24 protein-coding genes and 1 riboswitch are annotated in these 23,296 nt (G+C 57.4%); of the genes, 14 read left to right on the top strand and 10 right to left on the bottom strand.

The genetic code is table 11. The annotated features are described in order from the left end of the window. Positions 1-26: 26 nt before the first annotated feature. A complete protein-coding gene (locus EKL29_RS20665; protein ID WP_126690567.1) occupies positions 27-419 on the bottom strand; it encodes a helix-turn-helix domain-containing protein in 393 nt (130 codons plus the stop codon). Positions 420-528: 109 nt separating this feature from the next. Here EKL29_RS20665 and EKL29_RS20660 point away from each other — a divergent pair, with 109 nt between their 5' ends. The 3 genes from EKL29_RS20660 to EKL29_RS20650 all read left to right on the top strand — a co-directional run bounded on the left by EKL29_RS20660 (position 529) and on the right by EKL29_RS20650 (position 4,659). Next, complete coding sequence (locus EKL29_RS20660) at positions 529-1,578, top strand: NAD(P)-dependent alcohol dehydrogenase (protein ID WP_126690566.1); 1,050 nt, start codon at positions 529-531, stop codon at positions 1,576-1,578. Positions 1,579-2,095: 517 nt separating this feature from the next. Further along, a complete protein-coding gene (locus EKL29_RS20655) occupies positions 2,096-2,422 on the top strand; it encodes a gamma-glutamylcyclotransferase (protein ID WP_126690565.1) in 327 nt (108 codons plus the stop codon). Between the two features lie 257 nt (positions 2,423-2,679). Next, positions 2,680-4,659: an autotransporter outer membrane beta-barrel domain-containing protein gene (locus tag EKL29_RS20650; RefSeq protein WP_126690564.1), complete on the top strand. Its 1,980-nt coding sequence runs from the start codon at positions 2,680-2,682 to the stop codon at positions 4,657-4,659. 310 nt (positions 4,660-4,969) lie between these two features. On the opposite strand, the gene EKL29_RS20645 is transcribed toward EKL29_RS20650, so the two are convergent. The 4 genes from EKL29_RS20645 to EKL29_RS20630 form a co-directional block, all read right to left on the bottom strand. Further along, positions 4,970-5,137, bottom strand: a complete 168-nt coding sequence (locus EKL29_RS20645) for a general stress protein (protein WP_103796973.1) — start codon at positions 5,135-5,137, stop codon at positions 4,970-4,972. A gap of 319 nt (positions 5,138-5,456) precedes the next feature. Beyond that, entirely contained in the window at positions 5,457-5,984 is a 528-nt protein-coding gene (locus EKL29_RS20640; RefSeq protein ID WP_311779052.1) for a VOC family protein, read from the bottom strand. After that, the gene (locus tag EKL29_RS20635; protein WP_126690563.1) at positions 5,981-7,822 is read right to left on the bottom strand and encodes a glycoside hydrolase family 15 protein; all 1,842 of its coding nucleotides are present in this window, start codon (positions 7,820-7,822) and stop codon (positions 5,981-5,983) included. Before EKL29_RS20635 ends, EKL29_RS20640 begins: the two co-directional genes overlap by 4 nt. An 84-nt stretch (positions 7,823-7,906) precedes the next feature. After that, complete coding sequence (locus EKL29_RS20630) at positions 7,907-8,800, bottom strand: SDR family oxidoreductase (RefSeq protein ID WP_120458327.1); 894 nt, start codon at positions 8,798-8,800, stop codon at positions 7,907-7,909. Positions 8,801-9,400: 600 nt separating this feature from the next. Between EKL29_RS20630 and EKL29_RS20625 the strand changes: the two genes are divergently transcribed. The 9 genes from EKL29_RS20625 to EKL29_RS20585 all read left to right on the top strand — a co-directional run bounded on the left by EKL29_RS20625 (position 9,401) and on the right by EKL29_RS20585 (position 16,521). Next, positions 9,401-10,351, top strand: coding sequence for a DMT family transporter (locus EKL29_RS20625; protein ID WP_126690562.1), 951 nt, complete (start codon positions 9,401-9,403; stop codon positions 10,349-10,351). A 41-nt stretch (positions 10,352-10,392) separates the two neighbouring features. After that, positions 10,393-10,512: riboswitch (TPP riboswitch) on the top strand. 142 nt (positions 10,513-10,654) lie between these two features. Beyond that, entirely contained in the window at positions 10,655-11,590 is a 936-nt protein-coding gene (locus EKL29_RS20620) for an FAD-dependent oxidoreductase (protein WP_126690561.1), read from the top strand. Continuing rightward, positions 11,580-11,777 (top strand): sulfur carrier protein ThiS, encoded by a 198-nt coding sequence (thiS, locus tag EKL29_RS20615; RefSeq protein WP_120458330.1) that lies wholly within the window; start codon positions 11,580-11,582, stop codon positions 11,775-11,777. Before EKL29_RS20620 ends, thiS begins: the two co-directional genes overlap by 11 nt. A 3-nt stretch (positions 11,778-11,780) precedes the next feature. After that, entirely contained in the window at positions 11,781-12,539 is a 759-nt protein-coding gene (locus tag EKL29_RS20610) for a thiazole synthase (RefSeq protein WP_120458331.1), read from the top strand. A gap of 12 nt (positions 12,540-12,551) precedes the next feature. Next, the gene (locus EKL29_RS20605) at positions 12,552-13,520 is read left to right on the top strand and encodes a HesA/MoeB/ThiF family protein (protein WP_126690560.1); all 969 of its coding nucleotides are present in this window, start codon (positions 12,552-12,554) and stop codon (positions 13,518-13,520) included. 2 nt (positions 13,521-13,522) lie between these two features. Beyond that, complete coding sequence (locus tag EKL29_RS20600; RefSeq protein WP_311779051.1) at positions 13,523-14,251, top strand: ATP-binding cassette domain-containing protein; 729 nt, start codon at positions 13,523-13,525, stop codon at positions 14,249-14,251. Continuing rightward, positions 14,244-14,981 carry an ABC transporter permease gene (locus tag EKL29_RS20595; RefSeq protein WP_126690559.1) on the top strand — a complete coding sequence of 246 codons (738 nt, stop codon included), beginning with the start codon at positions 14,244-14,246 and terminating at the stop codon, positions 14,979-14,981. The genes EKL29_RS20600 and EKL29_RS20595 overlap by 8 nt, the downstream gene beginning before the upstream one ends. A gap of 9 nt (positions 14,982-14,990) precedes the next feature. Next, on the top strand, positions 14,991-15,932 hold the full coding sequence (locus EKL29_RS20590) for an ABC transporter substrate-binding protein (protein ID WP_126690558.1): 942 nt from the start codon (positions 14,991-14,993) through the stop codon (positions 15,930-15,932). Positions 15,933-16,002: 70 nt separating this feature from the next. Continuing rightward, positions 16,003-16,521, top strand: coding sequence for an O-acetyl-ADP-ribose deacetylase (locus EKL29_RS20585; protein ID WP_126690557.1), 519 nt, complete (start codon positions 16,003-16,005; stop codon positions 16,519-16,521). Here EKL29_RS20585 and EKL29_RS23155 read toward each other — a convergent pair. The 3 genes from EKL29_RS23155 to EKL29_RS20575 form a co-directional block, all read right to left on the bottom strand. Next, positions 16,518-16,676, bottom strand: a complete 159-nt coding sequence (locus tag EKL29_RS23155; RefSeq protein WP_158591298.1) for a hypothetical protein — start codon at positions 16,674-16,676, stop codon at positions 16,518-16,520. The two genes, EKL29_RS20585 and EKL29_RS23155, sit on opposite strands and share 4 nt — an antisense overlap. 79 nt (positions 16,677-16,755) lie before the next feature. Continuing rightward, entirely contained in the window at positions 16,756-18,075 is a 1,320-nt protein-coding gene (locus EKL29_RS20580; RefSeq protein WP_120458336.1) for an NtaA/DmoA family FMN-dependent monooxygenase, read from the bottom strand. A gap of 12 nt (positions 18,076-18,087) precedes the next feature. Then, a complete protein-coding gene (locus EKL29_RS20575) occupies positions 18,088-18,996 on the bottom strand; it encodes an ABC transporter substrate-binding protein (protein ID WP_126690556.1) in 909 nt (302 codons plus the stop codon). Positions 18,997-19,243: 247 nt separating this feature from the next. On the opposite strand from EKL29_RS20575, the gene EKL29_RS20570 reads away from it, so the two are divergent. Then, complete coding sequence (locus EKL29_RS20570; RefSeq protein ID WP_126690555.1) at positions 19,244-20,320, top strand: diguanylate cyclase; 1,077 nt, start codon at positions 19,244-19,246, stop codon at positions 20,318-20,320. Positions 20,321-20,542: 222 nt separating this feature from the next. Here the strand turns inward: EKL29_RS20570 and EKL29_RS20565 are convergent, their stop codons facing one another. Both EKL29_RS20565 and EKL29_RS20560 read right to left on the bottom strand, forming a co-directional pair. Then, the gene (locus EKL29_RS20565; RefSeq protein WP_126690554.1) at positions 20,543-21,622 is read right to left on the bottom strand and encodes a GlxA family transcriptional regulator; all 1,080 of its coding nucleotides are present in this window, start codon (positions 21,620-21,622) and stop codon (positions 20,543-20,545) included. Between the two features lie 2 nt (positions 21,623-21,624). Next, the gene (locus EKL29_RS20560; protein WP_126690553.1) at positions 21,625-22,548 is read right to left on the bottom strand and encodes a DMT family transporter; all 924 of its coding nucleotides are present in this window, start codon (positions 22,546-22,548) and stop codon (positions 21,625-21,627) included. Positions 22,549-23,072: 524 nt separating this feature from the next. On the opposite strand from EKL29_RS20560, the gene EKL29_RS20555 reads away from it, so the two are divergent. Beyond that, positions 23,073-23,296 (top strand): hypothetical protein (locus EKL29_RS20555; protein ID WP_148104579.1); only part of this gene is annotated, 224 nt, incomplete at its 3' end.

Below are 23,296 nucleotides of genomic sequence, written 5' to 3'. Positions count from 1 at the left end.
ATGCAGCCATCCGGGGTAACCTGCTGTTAACTCTCCTGCTGTTTCGCCCGCTGAAGACACTGTTCCATCTCATCCAGCGCGGCCTGATTCTCCAGCCCCCACTGATACATCTGCTCGATCGGCTCGGCAAAGATTTTACCCAGCGGTGTCAGCGTATATTCAACCTTAGGCGGCACGACTTCAAATACCTGGCGCGACACCAGCCCGCGCTGTTCCAGCTCTCGCAGCGTCTGCACCAGCATTTTTTTGGAAATGCCCTGCAGGCTGCGCTGCAGTTCTCCCGTGCGCGCGCGATGCGCTGGCCAGTGATAGAGGGCGTGAAGCACCATCGTGCTCCACTTTACGGCAAACAGATCCAGTAGCCGACGCGGCGGCGAATCCGCAAAGAACATCAGCTTTCCGTCAATCCAGGCTGGCATAGCGAATTATCCCGATGGTAACCAAAAGGTAACTACTACCAATAAGGTTCCCTGCTGTCTATAGTGGGCCGCTTTCTTTGCCGCTTCAGGCAGCCATCAGGAGGAATATATGAAAATTAACGCACTGGTCGCACAACAGGCGACGCAACCGCTGGCGGCGGGCCAGGTTGAACTGCGCGAGCTGCAACCGGACGACGTTAAGATCGCCATCATTTACTGCGGCGTCTGCCATTCCGATCTGCATATGGCGCGCAATGAGTGGGGCGTCAGTCGCTATCCACTGGTGCCGGGCCATGAGATTGTCGGGCGCGTTGAAGCCACCGGCGCGAAGGTAACGACGTTCAAGACGGGCGATATTGTCGGCGTCGGCGTAATGGTGGACTCCTGCGGTCACTGCTATTTTTGCCAACAGCAGGAAGAGCAGTACTGTGAAGCGGGCTTCACGCCGACCTATAACGGAACGGATAAATATACCGGGGGCACGACCTTCGGCGGCTATGCTCAGCATGTGATTACCGATCAGCATTTTGTGGTTTCTGTCCCGCAGAACCTCGATCTGAAAGCCGTTGCGCCGTTGCTGTGCGCGGGCGTAACCGTCTGGTCGCCGCTGCGTCACTACAACGTAAAGCCGGGCGATAAAGTGGGCGTTATTGGTCTAGGCGGGCTGGGACATATGGCGGTTAAGCTGGCCAGCGCGCTGGGAGCGGAGGTGACGCTGTTTACCACTTCACCGGAAAAAGGCGAAGATGCGCGCCGTCTGGGCGCCAGTCGGGTTGTGGTCTCTCGCGATGCGCAACAGATGGCGGCCTGTCAGACCTCGCTGGATATTATCCTCGACTGTGTCGCCGCGCCGCACGACCTTGATCCTTATCTGGCGACGCTGAAAACTAATGGTCAGCTGGTGCTGGTGGGCATTCCCGACCAGCCGCATCCCGCGCCAAACGTCACGCCGATGGTATTTCGCCGCCTGAGCATTAGCGGTACCTCAATCGGCAGCATCCGGGAAACGCAGGAAATGCTCGATTTCTGTGGCCAGCACAATATCACTGCCGATGTCGAAATGATTGCGGGCGACGAGATTGAAACGGCTTTTGCCCGGATGTTAAAAGGCGATGTGAAGTATCGCTTTGTCATCGACATGGAAAAAACGCACTGGTAACAGCAAAAAGGGCCTTAATGATAAGCCCCTTGATTTTCAAGCATTTCAGCCTGAAATCGCCAGTTAAGCCTGGCGCTAATCTTCTTCTCACCACTTCTCTCCGTCCCTGCACTGATACGTTCTGGCTGATTACAGTGAATGTTTCACCCCTGGCTGATTTGATCATATTTCATGCGGAAAATGCTCGCCGCATAAACAGTCAGGCTTCCAGGGCGCATGTAACCAAGGCGAGAGTGGAGATTGACTGTAATCAGCAAGGCTGTACGCCGTCGGAAAAGAATAAACCTGCAAACATTCACTGTAATCAGCAGTGCCCACTGTACACAGGGCCGTTCACTGTAGTGAGTAGAGCAGCCAGAACGCGCCTCAGGTTTTATCTCCGCTTTGCCCCGTAACAGTCTGGAGACGTCGCAGAGCCTCCATCAGGTAACGCAGGCGCGCATGGACAGCGGCAGAGAATGACATCGCATAACGGCATCGGTAAAGTCAGACTGTCGTTTTTAAAAGGGAGGAGTAAATGGAAAAGCTGTTTGTCTATGGCACCTTATGTCCGGGGCGTTCGAACGCCCATATGCTCGAAAGTATTGGCGGCGAGTGGCTGGCGGGAACGGTAAAGGGCATCCTGCATGAATCGGGCTGGGGCGCGGCTCAGGGCTTTCCGGCGATTCAGCTGGACAGGCAGGGATCGCCCGTACGTGGTTATCTTTTTCAGTCTGCTGATCTGTCGCAGCACTGGCCCATGCTGGATGAATTTGAAGCAGGTTACGACCGTGTGCCTGTTACAGTGAACACTGACAATGGCGAGCGGGTCACTGCCTGGATTTACCAGATCCAGCCCGCCTGAGAAAAAGGTGCCAGTGAGGATTGCTGGCACAACAGCAGCTTATCTGCCGCTTCGTCTAAAGCCCCGCCTGACAAAATATTTACGAAATAGTGGCAAGAGCTTCTTTCTCTGACTAATTTTTTAATCGTCCTGTTAACACTTTATTTACGTTCGCATCACTGGTGCGGCGCTTTTTACCTGCGCGCCTCTTAGTGAGCGCATCTGTCGTTAAATACTGCGGCCAGGCGAGCAGCGCCTGGCGATTTCCGGAGTCGATGATGAAAATCCCTAAAGACGCGCGTTCTCTCGCTGCCATCACTGCCCTTGGTGCTTTACTGGCGCCGCTGCCGGCGCTGGCGTGGGACAGTCTTACCGTGTTTGGCGACAGCCTTAGCGACAGTGGCAATATTGGCCGTTTTACCTGGGATGGCGGGCAGCATCAGCTCTACGACGAGATTCTTGCTTCGCAACTGGGCCTGGATTTACAGCGTTCGACGCTGGGCGGCAGCAATTATGCACAGGGCGGCGCGACATCACGGCACCGTCTCGATCCTACCCTTAACACTGAAGATCAGCTCACGGGCTATCTGAATTCGACCGGCGGACGCGCCGACAGCAATGGGCTTTATATTCACTGGGTAGGCGCAAACGATGTCGCCGTCGCCGTTACCAACCCGTTCACCGCAGCCGATACGCTGGCTACCAGCGCAGCGGCGTCGACGGCGCAGGTCAAAACGCTGCTGGATGCGGGCGCAGGCGCGGTAATCGTGCCAACCACGCCGCAGCTGGGCGAAACACCCTATATGATTTTAACGGTGCTGAGAGTGCTCGGGTCGGCCTCAAGTGCGGCAACGGCTGCCGCCTTTCAGTCGCTGGACAGCGCCGCGACGCCCGATGCCGCGTCACGCCAGCAGGCGGTGCGAAACGCTTTCACGCAGGCAGCGGCGCAGGTTTCATCTGTACCCGCCGTACGCGATGCGTTGGCGGAACAGCTCTATCGCGCCTGGCAGGCGTTGAGCACGGAGGTTTCTTCGCTGACGGCTGGCTACAATCAGCAGGAAGAGCAGGGACTGGCGGCGCTCAGCGGCAATATCGTGCGCGTCGATATCGCCGGTTTATTCAATGAGGTGATTGCCGATCCGACCCGTTACGGGCTGACCAACACTATCGGCATGGCCTGTCCGGTTGGCACAGCAGCGGATGACTGCGTTTCTACTGCAGCTGGCTTCTCCAGCGAGCAGGCGTATTTGTTTGCCGATCGACTCCATCCCAGCCCCGCTGTACACGCCATGATAGCGGACTACATCCAGTCGATTCTGGATGCGCCCCTGCAGGTTGCCGCCCTGTCGCAGGCGCAGCAAATGATGGCGCGCGATATGCAAAACACGCTGGACGGCCATCTACAACAGCAGCGGCACCAGGACAGCAGCGCAGGCCAGCTCTCGGTATTCGGCGGCTATGCCGGTCAGCATGTGGATTATAAAGGCGATGCTTTCTACAACGGCGATGCCACTACCGCCAGCTTTACGCTGGGTCTGGGTTATCAGCTAACGGACAACTGGCAGACCGGCGTGCTTTTCTCCAATACCAACCAGCGGCAGGAGCCGTCCTCACGCTACGATTACCGGCTGCGCGGCAATCTGGTGGCGCTCTACAGCCAGCTTGAGCTGGGCGATCAGGCATGGATCAATGCGGATCTTCACTATGCCGATCTCGATTTTGATGATATTCAGCGCGACGTGAAGATTGGCCCGGCAACCCGCACCGAGCAGGGCAACACCGGCGGTAAGCTGCTCGGCATGCGCGTACAAACCGGATGGGATCTGCCGCTCAGCGCGCATATCACTACCGGCCCGGTTGCCAGCTATGCGCTCGATTATGGCCGCATCGGCGGCTACCGCGAACAGGGCAACACCAGTACCTCGATGCGTTACAGCGACCAGACCAGCCACTCGCAAATCGGCGCTATCGGCTGGCGTATTGATACGCAACAGTGGCCGGTCAATCCCTGGGCGCAGGTGAGTTACAACCATCAGTTTGGCGACACCGACTCGACGGTCACCGCAGGTCTGAAATCGACCCGCACCGCTTTCAGCCGCACCACTGGCGCGCGCGACAGTAACTGGCTGGACGCCGCCGTTGGTGCCAACGTGCCGCTGGGCGAAACGGTAAATGCTTTCGCTGGCGTGTCAGCCATTGGCGGCAACCGCGACGCGCATCAGATCAGCTGGAATATCGGCGTGAACGCGACCTTTTAATTCGCGCAGGGCCAGCCATAGCGTGCTGGCCCTGATATAAACCGGCAACAGCAATACCATTTGCTGATTTAACTGGCGGAGACTGTCAGAGGGGGTTAATTATTTAAATTGTGATGTGGCCAGAAAAGTTTTTTATAGCGGAAAGGTAGTTGACTGAAGCGCGTAACCTTTATTGCGTGCGTAGATATAACCGATAATGTAGAGGCAAAAAATATGCGCCAGGCTGTATAACCCGGCGCAGTCGATAGCGCTTTTATTAACGCTATGCAGTGCTCATCTCTCCTGGGAAACCTGTGTTCAGATAAGAGAGTTATGAGCCTCGGCGGCTGTTCTGCCCGCCTTTTTTACCCGCTTCGGATGCTTTCTCACGGTCGTTTTTGAAGTTACCACCGCTGTGCTGTCCGCCTTTGCGGCCAGCTTCTGACGCTCTTTCACGATCTTCAGCAAAGTTACCTGATCCGCCTCGATGTTGAGCCATAATGGGTCCTCTTCATGAGTTGAAAATAACACAGCCGGTCTGAAGGCTGCGTGCGTCTTACACTTAAAGATTAGAACCCTTGTTATATTCTGCAAGCGGTGCGGTAAAAGGGCTGGCTGCGAAATTTAACAAGGCAGCAATAATTCAGGCGAGCAGAAGCGGCTGGAAATAAAAGGGAATATTGCAAAAATTGTATCGCAATAATAACCTTGTACAGGTTGTAGCAGGGAAATAAAAAGAGGGTTTATTGCCGCGGCGGGGGATTCAGACTATTCCTGGCAATAAAACAGCCGCGCCGAAGCGCGGTCTGACAGAACGTTTATTCAGCAGGCAACCAGCGCGGCTGGGTCGCTTCGCCATCATACTGCAGCGGCGAGGGCAGGGTGATAAGCTCAATCAGCACGCCAAACGGCGTCAGACAAAACCATGTCTGATTCCCTGGGCCTTCTTCCTGGGCGAAACAGTCATTCGGGCCGTCATAAAAGCGTGCGCCATGCGCCTTCAGCTTTTCCGCCGTCTCGTTGATATCATCAACATAGATGGAGAAGTGGTTAACGCCGGGCTGGCCGATATTTGCCAGATCGTCGGCAATGCCAGGCTCCAGCTGGAACAGCTCTACGTTACAGCCATTCCCCAGGCGCAGCATTGACAGCCCCACCACGCTCAACTGGGGCGGAAAGCCGTTAACCGGACGCATTTGATCGCCGCCGATGCGCTGTTCGCTCTTCTGCCAGGGAACGACGCGGTAGAGTATCGACGCATCGAGCGCCTTGATAAAAAAGTTTTCCGCCTGCTCAATATTGCTGACGGTGATGCCGATATGCTCAATGCCTCTTGTCGCCATCATAGTTCTCCTTGAGTTTTTTGATTATGTTGATGACAGGTCAATGCCTGCGCGGCGCAAATCAAAGCAAGGTGACTGAGACCCTGCGGCAGATTCCCGCGCCATTCGTTGCTGCGAACGTCAAACATTTCATTGAAAATCTCTACATTGCCGCTGTCGCACAGCGTTTCCAGGATCTCATCCATGCAGGCGCGCGCCTTTGTAATCTCGCCCAGGGAGGCCCAGGCTTCCGCCAGCCAGAACGAGCAGGCGATAAAGGTGCTCTCCTCCTTCTCCACGCCGCTGTAGCGATAGAGCATGGCGCGACCCTGGCCCAGCTCGCGCTGAATCGCCGCATAGGTCGAACGCATACGCGCCGGGTTCACCGCGTTGCCGTAGTGATGTACCAGCGCCAGCGAGGCATCCAGCCGCTCTTCGCTGCCGACGTAGAACAGATAAGCCTGTTTGCTCTCCGACCAGCAGTGCTCTTCCACCCAGTCGCGGATGCGGTCGCGCTCGCGCTCCCAGCGCTCCATCCAGGTCGGTTCGATATGGCGCGCTTTCGCCATGGCGACCGCGCGATCCAGCGCCAGCCAGCACGCCATTTTCGAATGGGTATAGTGCTGCTCTTCCGGCAGTTCCCAGATACCGGAATCTTTTAGCCGCCAGCGATCGGCGCAGTGGTTCGCCAGCTGGCCCAGCAGCCGCGACGTGCCTAAGTCCAGTACGTGGCCCGCTTCGATAAACAGCTGCGCCGTGGCGAGCATATCGCCATACATGCTCAGCTGACGCTGGTCGCGCGCGTTATTACCGACGCGCACCGGCAGCGAATCTTTATAGCCGCGCAGCGCCGGATAGCGCTCTGGTGGCACGATATCGCCTTCAAGCGTATAGCAGGTACGTAGCTCGATGCCGTGACGCATAATGGTCTGCGACAGCCAGGAGAAGGCCGCTTTACAATCTTCCAGCGCGCCGAGATAGACGAAAGATTTAATAATCAGGCAGGCGTCCCGCACCCAGGCGTAACGGTAGTCGTAATTTTTCTCGCCGCCGATGCCTTCCGGCAGCGAAGTGGTGGCCGCCGCGGCCAGCGCCCCGGTAGGGGAGTACCAGAGAAATTTCAGCGACAGGGCCGAGCGTTTGACATGGACTTTATATTCGCCCTCATAGCTCAGGCTTTTACACCAGTCCTGCCAGGCGGTATGACTGGTTTCGATACGGGTATCAATAGCCTCGAGGTCCGGCACGGCCAGCGGCTCGCGCTGGGTAATCAGCAGCGCCACCAGCGAACGTGAATCCTGCTGCGTGGTCAGCTCGGCGATCACCTGCTCGTCATCCATATGGGTAATCTTTACGTCGTCGCTGGTGCGCAGCATCGCCATGATATCGCCGATATGAAATACATTTCCCTGAGTGGTGTTGCCCATCCACGGTGAACGCGTCTCCGCAACGGTGCCAAAGCGCAGGTGTAGCCTGAGCGTCATGCTGCCGCGCACGCCTTCTACGCGGCGCGCAAGTTCGCTCCAGGGCAAACGGCCCGCCAGGGTGCTGTTCAGGGATTCTGTCAGGCGGACTTCGCCTTCATCGGTGGTAAAACAGGTTTCCAGCACATTACTTTCATCGCGGTAGCGTCGCTGCATGCGATAGGGCTGAACAGGCGTAATCGCAAAAAAACCGCCAATGCCGGGATCGAGCAGGCGATCGAACAGCGGCGGCGAATCGAGATTCGGCGCGCACCACCAGTCGATAGCGCCGTCGGGGGCAATCAGCGCGACAGAACGTCCTTCGCCAATCGCTGCGTAGTCACCGAGGCCCGCAAATCCATCCTCGCGTACGGGCGAGGCGTAATCACCGTTTTTCATCAGAAGCATCCTTGTCTGAAACGCGTTATCTACAGACGAAAAAACTGGCCGCACAGGGCGACCAGTTGGGAGGAACAGCGGGTATTACAGCGTGCCAGTACCGCCGTCGGAGCACCAGACCTGACCAGAGGTGTAGCTGCTTTCGGCCGAGGCGAGCGTGACGTAAAGCGGCGCGATTTCAACCGGCTGGCCCGGACGGCCCAGCGGCGCGCTGGCACCGAACTCTTTAACTTTTTCCTGCGGCTGGCCGCCGCATACCTGCAGCGGAGTCCAGTAAGGACCCGGCGCGACCGCGTTTACGCGGATGCCTTCCTCGCCCAGCTGCTGCGCCAGCGCTTTGGTAAAGGCGACGATGGCCGCTTTAGTCTGCGCGTAGTCCAGCAAGATATCGCTTGGTTTATAGGCCTGTACCGATGAGGTATTGATAATGGACGCGCCGCGCGGCAGGTGGTCAACCGCGGCTTTGGTGATCCAGAACATGGCATAAACGTTGGTTTTAAAGGTCGCGTCAAAGTCTTCGGTAGAGAGAGTACGAATCGATTCGTTGAACTGCTGACGTCCGGCGTTGTTCACCAGAATATCGAGTCCGCCCAGCTGATCGACAGCCTGTTTCACCAGCGACTGGCAAAAGGCTTCATCACGGATATCGCCAGGAATAGCCACGGCTTTACGGCCTTCAGCTTTAATCAGCTCGATAACTTCAGCCGCGTCCGACTCTTCTTCGGGCAGATAGTTGATCGCTACGTCGGCGCCTTCACGGGCATAGGCGATAGCGACAGCGCGGCCAATACCGGAATCGCCGCCGGTGATCAGCGCTTTGCGTCCAGTCAGACGGCCAGTGCCGCGATAGGTGGTTTCCCCGTGATCCGGAACCGGATCCATTTTGCTGGCGAGACCGGGCACAGGTTGTTTCTGTTCCGGAAATGACGGTTTCGGAAATTCAACCGGGACGAGTGTTTTGTCGTTTTGGGTAGTCATGCTTCGCTCCTTGCACATCGTTTTCGGATGATAATAAGCCTGGCACATATGTGAAGTTTGTCACATTCAAATTAACCAGACGGTTATTAAACCCACCATTTGCGGGATCGTTATTAATAATAAGGTGGCTTTTGAGGTTTAACTTCGAGCGGAAAAATTTTTTCGCTGCGCCTATTTAACAGGCGGTTTGGTAAAAGGTTTATATAACCTTTTGTTACTTGAGAGTGTCGTCAGCCCCAGGAGGTTATCGCGATTAAATTTCTATTTAAACAAAGAGTTATATATTCATCGGCGTTTTCTGCTGTGTCTTAATAAAGGTAAGGGTTGACCTGTTTTTAGCGCTGAACCCGCTTAAGATCTGGCGAGTCAGGTAGAGCATAAGGCGTGGAGAATAAATTTTTCGGCGTTAAGAAAAAAAGTAAATAAACTTTCAGCTCATTCTCACTCGAGGCAGGGAGAGAGTGGTTGCGTAATTATGCTGTACGCCTGGCCCATAAAGGCAGAATACGCTGTATTTGCTGTGGTTTCCCGCGGCCTGCGCAGCGCGTCTGCGTTAACCTGAGCGCTCACTTTCTGATACGGCGGAATAAGGAGCGCGGCGTGAGCGCGTCGACGGGTATTTCACTTAAAATCATAGCGACGCTCAGCTCCACGCTGATGCTTGCCTGCGTAAAAGGTCTGGAGGGCGCGTTGCCGGTCGGCGAGGTGATTTTTTTCCGTTCGCTGGTGGGCATAATGCCGTTGCTGGTCTGGCTGCAATATCAGGGCGGTATTGTAGCGGGCATTAAAACCCGCAACGTTAAGGGGCATCTTGGCCGGGGCCTGGCGGGTACCTGCAGCATGTACTTCAGCTATCTGTCGCTGATGTATATTACGCTGACGGATGCCACTGCCATTAACTATGCCGCGCCGCTGTTTACCGTACTGCTCGCTGCCGTGGTGCTGCGCGAAAAAGTGCGTCTTAATCGCTGGCTGTCGGTGCTGGCCGGTTTTGTCGGCATTGTGATCATGCTTTCTGGTCACCTCTCGCTAAGCGGCCCGTCACGTCTCACTGTAGCCAGCCTGGCCTCATCCGTCGGCGTATTGCTGGCGCTGCTCTCCGCTATCTGCACGGCTGGCGCGCTGATTCAGATCCGCTACCTGAGCGGCAAAGAGAAGCCGGGCGCGATCGCCTTCTGGTTTACCGCGATGACGGGCGCGACCTCACTGCTGACGCTGCCGTTCGGCTGGCGTTTACCACAGGGCGAGCAGCTCCTTCTGCTGCTGGGCTGCGGCTTTTTCGGCGGGCTGACGCAAATTTTGCTGACGCTGAGCATGCGCTACGCCGACGCTTCGCTGCTGGCGCCTTTCGATTACAGTTCGCTGCTCTGGTCGGTAATTATCGGCGTGATTTTTCTTAATGTCTTGCCCGAAAACACCACGCTGGTCGGCGCGAGCCTGGTGGCGCTCGCCGGTATCTACTCTGTCCTGAGTGAGCGACGTCAGCGGCGTCGGGCTGCTTCGGTGGCTTTATCCACCCGCAGCGAAACCGCCGATTTAACAGCTGACTGACACGTCGCACTTGACGCCGGACAGTCAGTTGCCCTACAACTAATGGCCGTCGGGGGAGTCTCGCCAGAGAGACTGAGAGGCTAATAGCGCAGCGCGCGGTTTAGCGACCCTTTGAACCTGACCCAGTTGATACTGGCGTAGGAAGACTCGTATCTCACTGATGCTTTCCCCTTTGAGATGCCTGCCGCGCGAGCTTACCTCCTTTGCTCACGCTTTTTCCCTTCACGTATCACGGGTCGTCAACATCGAGGCCTGCGTGAATCGTTATCTTTTTCAAAAAGCTTACTTTGTCAGGTGCGCGCCATGAGCCGCTGGTCTGTGATCGGCAGCGGCGTCGCCGGATTATGCGTCGCCACGCTGCTGGCTGAACAGGGCGAAACGGTTGAGGTGATCGTCAGCGACCAGACGCCCGCGTCGCACTGGGCGGGCGGGATGCTGGCGCCTTTCTGCGAAGGGGAGAGCGCGCCTGAACAGGTCGTCGAACTGGGACAGCGCGCCGCGGAGTGGTGGTCGCAACGGGTTGACGACGTCGCGCATCAGGGCACGCTGGTGGTGGCGTCGCCGCGCGACGCGGCGGAGCTGACGCGCTTCGCCCGCATGACGCGCCAGCACCAGTGGGCCGATCCCGCGCAGCTTGAGCCTGAACTGGCGGGACGCTTTGCGCGCGGCCTGTTTTTCCCCGATGAAGCGCATCTCAATCCGCGCGACGCGCTGCGGCAACTGCGTGCCAGCCTTGAGGCGCGCGGCGTCGCCTTTCACGCCGGCAAACCCGCCGGGACCCTTATCGACTGTCGCGGGATTCACGCCGTCGATCGCCAGCCGGAACTGCGCGCGGTACGCGGCGAGATGCTGATCCTGCAGTGTAAAGAACTCCGTTTTTACCGGCCGATCCGGCTGCTGCATCCGCGCTTTCCCTGCTATCTGGTGCCGCGTGCCGACGGGCATTTTATGCTCGGCGCGACCATGGTTGAGAGCGACGACGCCAGCCCGATCAGCGCCCGCGCCATGATGGAGCTGCTCGGCGCCGCCTGGGCGATTCACCCGGCGCTGGCGGAAGCGCGCATTGTCGAGAGCGGTACGGGTCGGCGTCCCGCCTACCGTCATAACGTGCCGGAAGTGCGCTACCGTGACGGCGTCTTCTCGCTTAACGGCATGTACCGCCACGGTTTTTTACTTGCGCCCGCCATGGCGCAGCAGCTAATGCAACTGCTTAGTCAGGAGTCGAACCATGCAAATTGAACTCAACGGTCAGCCAGTGGAAACCGAAGCGGCGAATGTCGCGGCGCTGCTGCAGGAGCGAAAAATCGACGCCGCCTGCGTCGCCAGCGCCTTTAACGGCCAGTTTTTGCCGCGCTCGCAGTATGAGAGCCAGCGGCTGGAAGCGGGATGTCGGCTGGAAGTGCTGTCGCCGATGCAGGGAGGCTGAACCATGTTTTACGGCTTTGTTCCCCGCTCGCGCTTTCTGCTCGGCACCGCCGGCTATCCGTCGCCCGATATTCTGCAGCAGGCGATCTGCGCCGCCGATGCCGAAATCATTACCGTCAGCCTGCGGCGGGAAGGGAGTCAGGGCGGCGCGTTTCGCGATCTGCTCAGCCAGCTCAACCGCCGCGTGCTGCCCAACACCGCTGGCTGCCACAGCGTCAAAGAGGCGGTGACCACCGCTTATATGGCGCGTGAACTCTTCGACACGCCGTGGATAAAGCTGGAGGTGATCGGCAACGCCGACACGCTGCAACCCGATCCCTTTGCGCTGGTCGAGGCGGCGCGCATTCTCTGTGCGGACGGCTTTCAGGTCTTTCCCTATACCACTGAGGATCTGATCGTCGGTGAAAAACTGCTGGAAGCGGGATGCGAGGTGCTGATGCCCTGGGGTGCGCCTATTGGATCCGGTCAGGGCTTGCGCAATATCGAAGGGTTACGCAGCTTCCGCGCCTGGTTTAAAGACGTGCCGCTGGTGATCGACGCGGGTATTGGCGCACCGAGCCAGGCGGCGCAGGCGATGGAACTGGGATTCGACGCCATCCTGCTCAATACCGCCGTCGCGAAAGCACAGGATCCGGTGGCGATGGCGGGTGCCTTTGCGGGCGCAATCCGCGCGGGACAGGCGGCGCACCAGGCGGGACTGATGGAGCGGCGCGAAATGGCCGCTGCCTCGACGCCGGTGTTTGGCCTGGCGCAGTTTAGCTAACGGGACAAGAGAATGAATCGTTATCAGCGGCAGCAGATGCTGCCAGAGATCGGCGAAGCGGGGCAGCAGCGGCTCCGCACCGCGCGCGTGCTGGTGGTGGGCGCAGGCGGGCTGGGATCGACGCTGCTGCCGCTGCTGGCGGGTGCGGGCGTCGGCTATCTGCGCATCTGGGACGACGACGCAGTAGAGCTGCACAATTTACATCGTCAGACGCTTTTTACCACCGCCGATGTCGGCCAGCCAAAAGCGCTGTGCGCCGCGCGCGCGCTGAACGAGCGCAACCGCGATTGCGTAACCGAGGCGCGACAGCAGGCGCTGCGTGCCAGTACGGTCGCCAGAGCGCTCGAGGGGATCGACCTGGCGATCGACGCGGCGGACAGCTTCGCCGTGACCTACACCTTGTCCGACGCCTGTCAGCCGCGCCATATTCCGCTGATCAGCGCCTCGGTGCTGGGTCGGCAGGGCTATGTCGGCGGTTTTTGCGGCAGCGCGCCTGGCTATCGCGCTCTGTTTCCACAGCTCCCCACCTCTGCCGCTAACTGCAACACCGCTGGCGTAATGGGACCGGCGGTGGCGACACTGGGCGCGATGCAGGCGCAGATGGCGCTCAGCGTGCTGCTGGGATTAACGCCGTCGCCGCTCGGCAGCCTGGTGAACTGCGACTTTACCCAGTGGCATTTCCGCGCCTTTCGCTTTGACGACGCGCAGGAGCCGACGCAGCCCCTCATTCCTTTTATCGACCGCGACCTGCTGCAGGCGGACGATTGTATCGTCGAGCTGCGCAGCCGCGAGGAAGCGCCGCACAGCGTGGCGGCGCAGGTTGAGCGCATCCTGCCGGAGGCGATAGACGCGTGGCAACCCCCCGCCGGTCGGCGCGTAGTGCTGGTGTGCGCCAGCGGCATTCGCGCGGCGAAAGCGGCGTCGGTGCTGGCGCAGCGCGGCGTCATGCCGCTGGCGATCATCGCGGCGAACCAGGGATGAGCATGATGCCGCACGGCCCCGACATCGCTTTTGAAGCGGTAACGTTTGGCTGGAACAGCAAGCCGATCTGCGAGCGTTTTAGCCTGGCGCTGCGCGGTGGAAAAACCAGCGCGCTGCTGGGGCGCAGCGGCGCAGGTAAAAGCACGCTGCTGCGGCTGGCGGCGGGGCTTTTAACGCCCCAGCAGGGACGGATAAGCAGCTCGCTGGCGGGCGATCTGTCGCAGCACATCGCCTGGATGGGGCAGCGCGACGAGCTCTATCCCTGGCTGTCGGTACGCGACAACGTAACACTCTCCGCGCGGCTCAATGGTCAGCGTCCCGACCATAAGCGCGCTGAGGCGCTGCTGGCGCAGGTCGAGCTGGCCGGGCTGGGCGACGCGCGCCCCGACTCGCTCTCCGGCGGGATGCGGCAGCGCGTCGCGCTGGCGCGCACGCTCTATCAGGATCGTCCGGTGGTGCTGATGGACGAGCCGTTCGCCACGCTCGACGTCATGACCAAGCTGCGGCTGCAAAGCCTGACCGCCCGCGTGTTACGCGACAAAACGTTGCTGTTAGTCACACACGATCCGCTTGAGGCGTGTCGCCTTGCGCATGATATCTACCTGCTGGATGACGCGCCGCTGCGCTGTCGCGCCTTTTCCGCACCCGACGGCGATGTGCCGCGCGCTGCGCAGGATGGCGCGGTATTGCAGGCGCAGAGCCAGCTTTTTCAACAGCTCAGTCATGATTAAACATCGTATTTTAAGCCTGGCCTACCTGCTGGCGGTGATCGGCGGCGTATGGCAACTGGCACGCCACAGCGGCGTACCCGCTTTTCTGCTGCCTTCGCCTCAGTCGGTGGGGCAGGCGCTGCTTCAGCAGCATGGGCTGCTGATGCATCACGCGCTCTATACGCTCGGAGAGATCGCGCTGGCGCTGCTGCTGGGCGGCGGCGCTGGCGTGGCGCTGGCGATTGTGATGTCCGCCAGTCCGCTGCTGCGCCGTCTGCTGTTTCCGCTGGTCGCCGCCAGCCAGACCATTCCCGTCTTTGCGCTGGCGCCGCTGCTGGTGCTGTGGCTCGGTTTCGGCGTCGCGTCGAAAGTGGTGGTCGCCGCGCTGATTATCTTTTTCCCACTCTGCCTGTCGCTGTTTGACGGACTTTGCCGCACGCCGCCCGGCTGGCTGGAGCTGGCGCAGACGATGAACCGCTCGCGGCTGCGACAGTTCCTGCATGTGCGCTGGCCCGCGGCGCTGCCGCACTTTTTTTCCGGTCTGCAAATGGCAGCCATTCTCGCGCCGGTCGGCGTGGTGATTGGCGAATGGGTCGGCGCGAGCGAAGGGCTCGGCTACCTGATGATGCATGCCAGCGCGCGGCTGGAGACGCCGCTCAGTTTTGCCGCACTGGCGCTGTTAATGCTGCTGGCGCTGCTGTTATCGGGCGGCGTCGCACTGCTGCGCCGTCGTTTTCTCTACTCTGCATAAGGAATCATTGTGAAAAAAGTAATGCTGATGCTGGTTGCGCTGCTGATGGCTGCGGCCGCGCCCGCTCAGGCGGCGCAGAAGGTGCGCCTGCTGCTCGACTGGTTCGTTAACCCTAATCATGCGGCGATCTTCGCCGCCAAAGAGAGTGGTGCCTTTGCGCGTCAGGGACTGGATGTGGAGATGATCGCGCCAGCGGATTCCGCCTCAGTGCCGCTGCTGCTGGCGGCAGGCAAGGCCGATCTCGCCGTAAGCTACCAGCCGCAGCTCTATACGCTGGTGGATAAAGGAGTACCGGTGATCCGCGTCGGTACGCTAATCGGCCAGCCGCTTAATACGCTTACCACGCTTAAAAGCAGCCATATCCATACGCTCAGGGATTTCGAGGGGAAAACGCTTGGTTACGCCATTCCGGGATTTGAAGATGTCGCTATTCAGACCATGCTCAAATCGGCAGGCGTAGATGTAGACAAGGTTAAGCTGATCAATCTGAATATGGATGCCGCCTCGGCGCTGCTCAGCCATAAAATCGACGGCGCGATGACCATCTATCGCAATTATGAGCTGCTGGAACTCAGGCAGCAGGGCGCAGAGACCCTGACGTTTAAACCGGAAGAGCATGGCGTTCCCGCCTATGACGAACTGATCGTACTGGCGAACGCTGGTACGGCGGCGACCGACCCGCGTATCGGCAAGTTTCTGCATGGGCTGAACGAGGGCGTAGCTTATTTGCGCGCGCATCCTGAAGCGGTCTGGCAGGCTTTTATTAAGGCTTATCCGGAGCTGAATACGCCGCTTAATCACCAGGCCTGGCAGGCGACGCTGCCGCTTTTCGCCAGCGACGCCGGCAGGTTGGATGAGGCACGCTATCAGGCTTTTGCCCACTATATGCTGGACAACAAACTTATCGGTCAAATCGCGCCCCTGTCGCGCTACTCGTTGCCGACACAGTAACGCTGGCGTTTGTTCACATCTTCTTTTATCTGACGCGACTAGACTTAAGGAAAAGGACAAGGAGCGAAAGATGCAAGAGAAGATCACGCTGGTGGCTGGCGATATCACCAAAATCAACGCGGACGCCATCGTTAACGCAGCGAACAGTTCGCTGCTCGGCGGCGGCGGTGTGGACGGCGCGATTCATCGCGCCGGCGGGCCGGAAATAGTGGAGGAGTGTAAAATCATCCGTAACCGCCAGGGCGGCTGCCATACCGGCGACGCGGTGATCACCACCGCAGGAAAACTGCCTGCGCGCTACGTCATTCACACTGTCGGTCCGGTATGGAACGGAGGCAGTCAGAACGAGGCTGAACTGCTGAAGCGCGCCTATCAGAGCTGTTTCAGGCTGGCGCAGCAGCACGATATCAAGACGATTGCTTTTCCCAGCATCAGTACTGGCATCTACCGTTTTCCGAAGAAAAGAGCGGCCGAAATCGCCCTGGAGGCGATTCGCGACGCGCTGGCGGATAACCCGGCGCTGGAGGAGGTTAAAATTGTCTGCTTCGATGAAGAGAATTTCGAGATTTATGCCAACCTGCTTAACTAGCCCATCGCCACGCCATAAATAAGCACCGCCACTGCCACAACGGCATAGACACCCGCGCGCGTCAGCAGATTTTTCTGCTGGCGCTTAACGCCCACGATTAAGAAACCCAGCGCGACGCAAAGCGCCATCAGTGAAACCAGTAAGTATGCTGTCATGCCTGACTCCCGATAAAAAAAGCCTTATTTAACATGCCAGCATCAGCGGCGATAGCCGATTTACACTTCTGTTAAAAACTCACCTCAGCCCATTCTCCGGACGCGCCAGCCCCAGGGTGTCGCGCAGCGTGCCTTCTGGATAGGTCGTGCGGAAGACCCCGGCGCGCTGTAAACGCGGCACCACTTCCTCAAGAAACAGATTGCCGCTCGCTTCCAGATAGGTCGGCAGTACGACGAAGCCGTCGCACGCGCCGCTGTGATACCACGCGATCATCATTGCCGCCACATCATCCGGCGTGCCGACCGGTGAAGGAAAGGAGAGGCTTTCTGCATAGCGAACCGCCATCTCGCCCAGCGTCAGCTTCTCTTCAAGCGCCTGCGCAATCACATACTGGAAGCGCCCTTTGCTGCCGGTGATAATATCGCGCAGATCCGGCGCTGGCTTATCCAGGGGATACTGCGCCAGGTCATGATTCATGCTGGCGGACATAAAGCTCAGCGCCGATTCAACGGTGATCAGCGACTTAAGATAGCGATCTTTCTCCTGTGCCGCGGCGCGCGTTTCCGCCAGCACCGGCACGATGCCAGGCAGAACGCGCAGCCGATCCGGCGTACGGCCGTACTGCTGCGCTTTGCTTTTCAGCGTCTGGTAAAAACGCCGCGCGCGCTGCTGATCCGGCTGCACCACGAACAGGACCTCGGCGTGCTGCGCCGCCAGATCGATAAACGCTTCGGATACGCCCGCCTGGATCACGACCGGATAGCCCTGAGGCGGACGCGGGATATTGAGCGGCCCGCGCACATCAAAGAAGGTTTCATGGTGGTTGAGATAGCGAAAGCCATCGGGCCGGGCGAATAGCGCGTTGGCTTTGTCGATCACGATGGCGTCATCGTCAAAGCTGTCCCACAGCTTTTTCATCAGCGTAATAAACTCAGCGGCGCGCGCGTAGCGCTCGGCGTGGGAATAGTGACTGTCACGGCCAAAATTGCGCGCTTCGGCGTCGCTGACCGAGGTGACCAGGTTCCACGCCGCGCGTCCGCCGCTGAGGTGGTCGATATTCGCCAGCTGCCGCGCGGTAGTGTAGGGCAGCGAATAGGAAGAAGAAACGGTGCCGCCCAGGCCGATGCGGTCAGTCACCGCCGCGAGCGCGGCAAGCAGCGTCAGCGGTTCCGACCAGCCCTGCGGGCGGCTGCGCACCGTGGCGCTGAGGTCGCCGCCGTAGATATCGTCAATCGCCAGCTTGTCTGCGACAAAAATCATATCAAGCTTTGCGGCTTCAGCCTGTTGGGCGATGCGGCGAAACAGCGGCCAGTTCGTGCCGCCGCTGGAGACGGCCTCAGGGTGACGCCAGCCGCCCTGGTGGATGCCTGCATCAAGATAGAGCGCGATATTCATCATTATTTTCTCTCCTTAAGGCTGGCGAAAAAAGCTGGCGTCGATCATCGCGTCGGCTCTTAGCCCGAGTTTGATCAGGCCACTTTGGGCAAAGGTGTCGATAGCGGCCTGCTGGCGCTGCTGCACCGTCGCCACATCGCTTAGCGGCGCGTTGTTCTCGCGCTTCACCTTGTTCAGCGCCACCGCATCCGGCAGGCGCAGCAGCTTCGCGATGCCCTCTGCATACGCCTGCGGATGGGCTATGCCCCATTCGCGCGCGCGAATCAGCCGCTGCCGAAAATCCTGTAGCGCTGTACGTTTATCCGCAATGGCGCGATCGGTCGCTACCAGGTAACTGGATACCGGGAAGGCATCGCCATCTACCGCAATGACCGCCCCGGACTGGGCGACAGCAAAAGAGACATAAGGCTCCCATGTAGCGACTGCGTCTACCGCGCCGCTATCCAGCGCCAGCGTCGCTTCGGCAGGCGTGGTAAAGACAAACTGCACGCTGTCGGCAGGCAAGTGCGCGTTGTTCAGGGCATTAAAAACCAGGTTTTGTCCGGAGGAGCCTTTCACCGTGGCAATCTTTTTACCTTTCAGATCGGCGGCGCTTTTAATGCTGCTGCCTTTTTTTACAATGATGGCATTGCCCAGATATTGCGATGCCTGTATGGCTTTAAGGGGGGCGCCCGACGCGACGGCAAACGACAGCGGGCCGTCGCCCACCAGACCGGCATCCAGATGGCTGGCGTTAAGCGATTCCAGCAGCGGCGCGGCGTTAGGAAACTCATACCATTTCACTTCATAGGACAGATGGCTGAGTTCTCCCGCTGCTTCCATGACGGCGCGCGCATTGCCCTTTTGATCGCCAACTATCAGTTCGGTATCCGCCGCCTGGCTGGCAAAAGCGGTCAGGCACAGCGTTAAAGCTAGCATTTTCATCTTTGATTTCCCGGGGAAAAAGAAATCAGACTAAGTTTTCTCAGCTGAAAGAGGTAATAACGAATGCGGGAAAGGTTTTCTGCGCTGAGAATAACGACGAGGATGTTCAGGCAAAAAGATTATTAATTGCGAAAGTAATTTTTAGGCGAAAATAAAGATGCAAGACGAAAATTCCTAAAAAAATTCACCGCTTTAAATCAATTACCGATAAACTGCGCTATCCATCCCGCCGCTTCTTACTGATTTAATGAATTATTACTCTCCTGATGACAGGCATTTGAAGTTACGCTCGACCCGGTTCGTCAGGCGTATGTTTGCTATGCGACAGTTGGGCACCATTCTCTGCTTTTATCCCATCCTCTCGGTGTTAATGGAGTCGGGGAAGGGCCTTAGCGTCTGCGCGCTGCTTTTCGTCAACGCTTTTTTCTGGCCCTGGATGGCCTGGCGGCTGGCGCTTGCTTCTGACGACCCGACCGGGCGCGAGCGCATTAACCTGACGCTGGACGCTGCCTTTGGCGGCGTCTGGGTGGCGATGATGGCGCTTAGCCCATTGCCATCGTTCGTGATCATGGCGATTCTGGTGGCGGATCGCTACGCGGCGGGCGGCTGGGCGCAGCTTATCGCCGCGCTGCAGGCTTTTCTGGTCGCCTTTGTGCTGGTGTGGGCGCTGCAAGGGGCGCCGATCAATATGAACTTCAGTACGCGAACGGTCTGGCTGACGTTGCCGCTTGCCACTTTCTATCTGCTGGCACTGAGCGTGGTTTCTTATAACCTGACGCTGAATCTGCGCCTGAAGAATCGCGAGCTGGAGCGCATCGCGCTGATGGATCCTGGGCTAAAGATCCCTAACCGACGGCTGTTTGAGCGTCGTCTGGAGAGCGAGTTTCTACGTACCCGTCGTGGAGAAAGCGCCGCCTGGCTGATGCTTATCGATGTGGACCATTTCAAGGCGGTAAATGACAACTTTGGCCATGAGGCGGGAGATTTTTTACTGGCAGAGATCTCCGCGCTGCTGCGCGACGGTGTAGGCATTGAGGATATTCCGGCGCGCTTCGGCGGTGATGAGCTGTGCGTTATCGTGCGCGATGCTCAGGAGGCGGCAATCCTGGCGCTGGCGAAAACCCTGCAGACCCGCATCTCGCAGCTTCGCCTTCCCGCCTCGGCTGATTTCTCCTGCACCGTCAGTATCGGCATCGCGCCCGCCAGCAAAGTGGATTCGATCCACAGCTGGCTGCGTCACGCCGATGAGGCGCTTTACCAGGTCAAGCGCGGCGGGCGTAACGGCGTGCATCTCTGGCAGCCGTCTGAGGGTGTAACGCACTAAAGTGACTGGTGTTTTGACCGGTGGCAAAACGCCAGGCGGAACGGGTTTTTACAACGGCTAGTAAGCTGCTCAAATACCAGGCCCACTTATCCTTTATTTCTGAATAAACTGTCCGGCAGACAGCTTGCCGGGCTCTGTTTCCTCGTTTGGGCTTATGTGTAAGCTGTTAAACGACGCGCGTTATATGCGCGCTTCTCTCTGCCACCCTGCGTAAACGCCCGTTTAAAGCGTGCGATAGCGGCCAGGCGTACAACCATACTCTTTCTGAAAATTCCGTATAAAATGCGCGCAATCACTGAACCCGGTTCTTAGTGCAATTTCAGTAATAGTTTCAGTCGAGTTCTTCAACAACCAGCTGGCATATTTGAGACGCGTGGCGCGAATAAACTCTTGCGGCGATTTACCAAATTCTTCATGAAACAGGCGAGTCAGATGACGAGGGCTGATATGAACTTCCGCGGCCAGCCAGGCCGTCGATATCTGTTTTACCAGCGATTTTTCAATTAAAAAAACCGCGCTGCGCAGGCGAGGGTCACTGACCCTGGTGAAACCGATCGCTCTGGCTACGGATATCGCAGTGTCATCAATTTTGTTTGGTATAGATATCTGATGAATAGCTTTTGTCGCGCGATCCGGGCCGCAATGTCGACGGATAAGTTCAGTAGCGAGACTGATCGTTGAAATCCCGCCGGAGCAGGTCAGGATATCGCCTTCATCAATGAAATCATGACCTGTTTCAGCATAAACCGCCGGATACAATCTACGGAAATCCGCTATATGGTAGGGGTGAATGGCGGCCCTGCGAGAGTCCAGCCACCCCTCTTCGGCAAGAATAAAGCTGCCGGTACAGATGCCAATAAGCGGGATGCCCTTCTGTCTGGCATGATGCAAATAGTCCCGACCGGCAGAATGGCCATTTTTAAGGCTCCGCAGCAGACCGCCAATAACGGCAATATAAGTAAACTCAGCAGGAGACCGAAAAGGGCCATCAGGCTGAACAGAGGTCCCTGAGCTTGCCAGAACCGGTTCGGCTGGATAATGACTCATCACATACCATGAGCATCGCGTTTTCTGGCTATTATCGCCAAAATCCGCCGCATGGCGCAGTGCATCGATAAGGCCTGCCAGCGCTAATAGTGGAAATTCCGGCCAGAGGATAATCCCTACGCTTATTTCAGGCTTAGCAGCAGCCTGCTTACCGGCAATATTGTCTATATCTGAAATAAAATCACAGGAAACAGCCGGTTGTTCCTCACTCCGTACAGAGCGCTGGTGGTTATTCTTTGCCGGGATGTTGCTCATGCTCATTTGCCTGTGTATGACGTAGGGCTCTCTCTGAGGCGGTGATTCTCTCGCCCAAGGCGCGTTAGCATCAGACCGGAAAGAATAAGTACCGAGCCGGTTAGAAAACTGGATTGCAGCGTCTCTCCGAGGGATACCGCCCCGGCTGCAATGCCCATGACCGGCGTCAGAAGGATCAGCGTGCCCAGCGATGAGACGTGATAATAGCGTAATAAGGTGAACCAGCACAGATAGCTGATTACAGACACGATAATCGTCTGGTACGCCAGGCTGAGCAGCACTGCCGCGTTCAGAATAAAGCGTGTTTCATGCGTGAAACACGCAGCCAGGGCCAGCATAAGGCTGGTGATGGTCAGCTGATAAAAAAGTGTGCAGGCAGGCGGCAGGGTAGACAGCTGAGAGGTGCGAATAATAATGCTGGATATGCCCCAGGAGAGACCGGCAGCCAGAGCGAAGAGATCGCCTGCTGTCGCAGAGCGATCGGCAAAAGAAAACTGCACGGCTACGGCAATACCTGCGAACGCAACGATTATTCCTGACCATTGCAGCCGCGTCATTCTCTCATCGCGAACCAAAAAATGCAGGCCGACCGCGGTGAACAGCGGGGCGGTGTAGAGAAACAGCGTAATATGCCCGGTAGAGGTTTTAGGTATTCCCAGCGCAACCATAAAAAATTCCAGAGCAAACAGCAGTCCAGCGCATAATCCTGAGAAAGCGACGCCAGGCGCTTTCAGGTGAAGGGTGATCCCATCCCGACGATTAAACAGAATAAAAACGATCAGTGCAGAGAGTCCTGATCGAAGGGATAGCTGCAGCATGGGCGAAACATATTGCTCAACCATCTTTATTGCGACCTGTTGAGAACCCCAGATGGCGCAAATAAAAAACATAATAAAAAATACAGAAGCATCCAGACTTTTGCGCATAGACCTTTTCTTCAGTTACAGGGACAAACTGGCCCTCTGATGGGTAATCGGGGCTATTCTCGGATACCAAAGGGCCGTCGGATTGTACGGTAAGGACGAAGGCTATAACGCAAGAGACAATTTCTATAAAGACGGTAAATAAAACCTCAACCGCCTGATCGGGTATGCCAGGCGTTGCTGGTAAGCAGAAGCTAAATTTAAACGCTTTATTTAAACTGACTACACAAGAGCCTCTCGTGTCGGAAACAGGATTAAACGACCTTTTTATTATAAGGTTAAGCGTATTTCATCAGGCCTGGGGGAATAAGGAGGCGCCTTATGTAAGCCATATTTAATTAATCCGTTATCATTTTCTATTTTTGTGTAAAAGAACAGAAAATGCCTCTTTTGTCATTGAATCTTAGTAGGTAAAACCTGTCTGTTAGCGTGAGTAATCGGGGCCGCGTCAGCGATTAGTAAATATAATTTATTACTTATCGCCTGAGAAAACTTTTACGTTATTTGAAAATAAAACAGGCTTTAAGATATTAATGAAAAAAACCATTGTTGCCTTAATTATGCTGAACAGCTCAGTTGCCTGGTGCGCAGACGATTTTGTGGTAAAGGATATTCATTTCGAAGGGCTGCAGCGAGTCGCCGTCGGCGCAGCTCTGCTGAGCATGCCGGTACGCGTTGGCGATACGGTTAATGACGAAGATGTCAAAAATACCATTCGTTCACTCTTTGCTACCGGCAACTTTGAGGATGT

Origin of the sequence: Pantoea sp. YU22 (genome assembly GCF_003970755.1) — a bacterium.
Taxonomy (GTDB): Bacteria; Pseudomonadota; Gammaproteobacteria; order Enterobacterales; family Enterobacteriaceae; genus Pantoea; species Pantoea piersonii.
The sequence above is the reverse complement of the archived record's forward strand: the minus strand, read 5'-3'. Positions and strand labels throughout refer to the sequence as shown.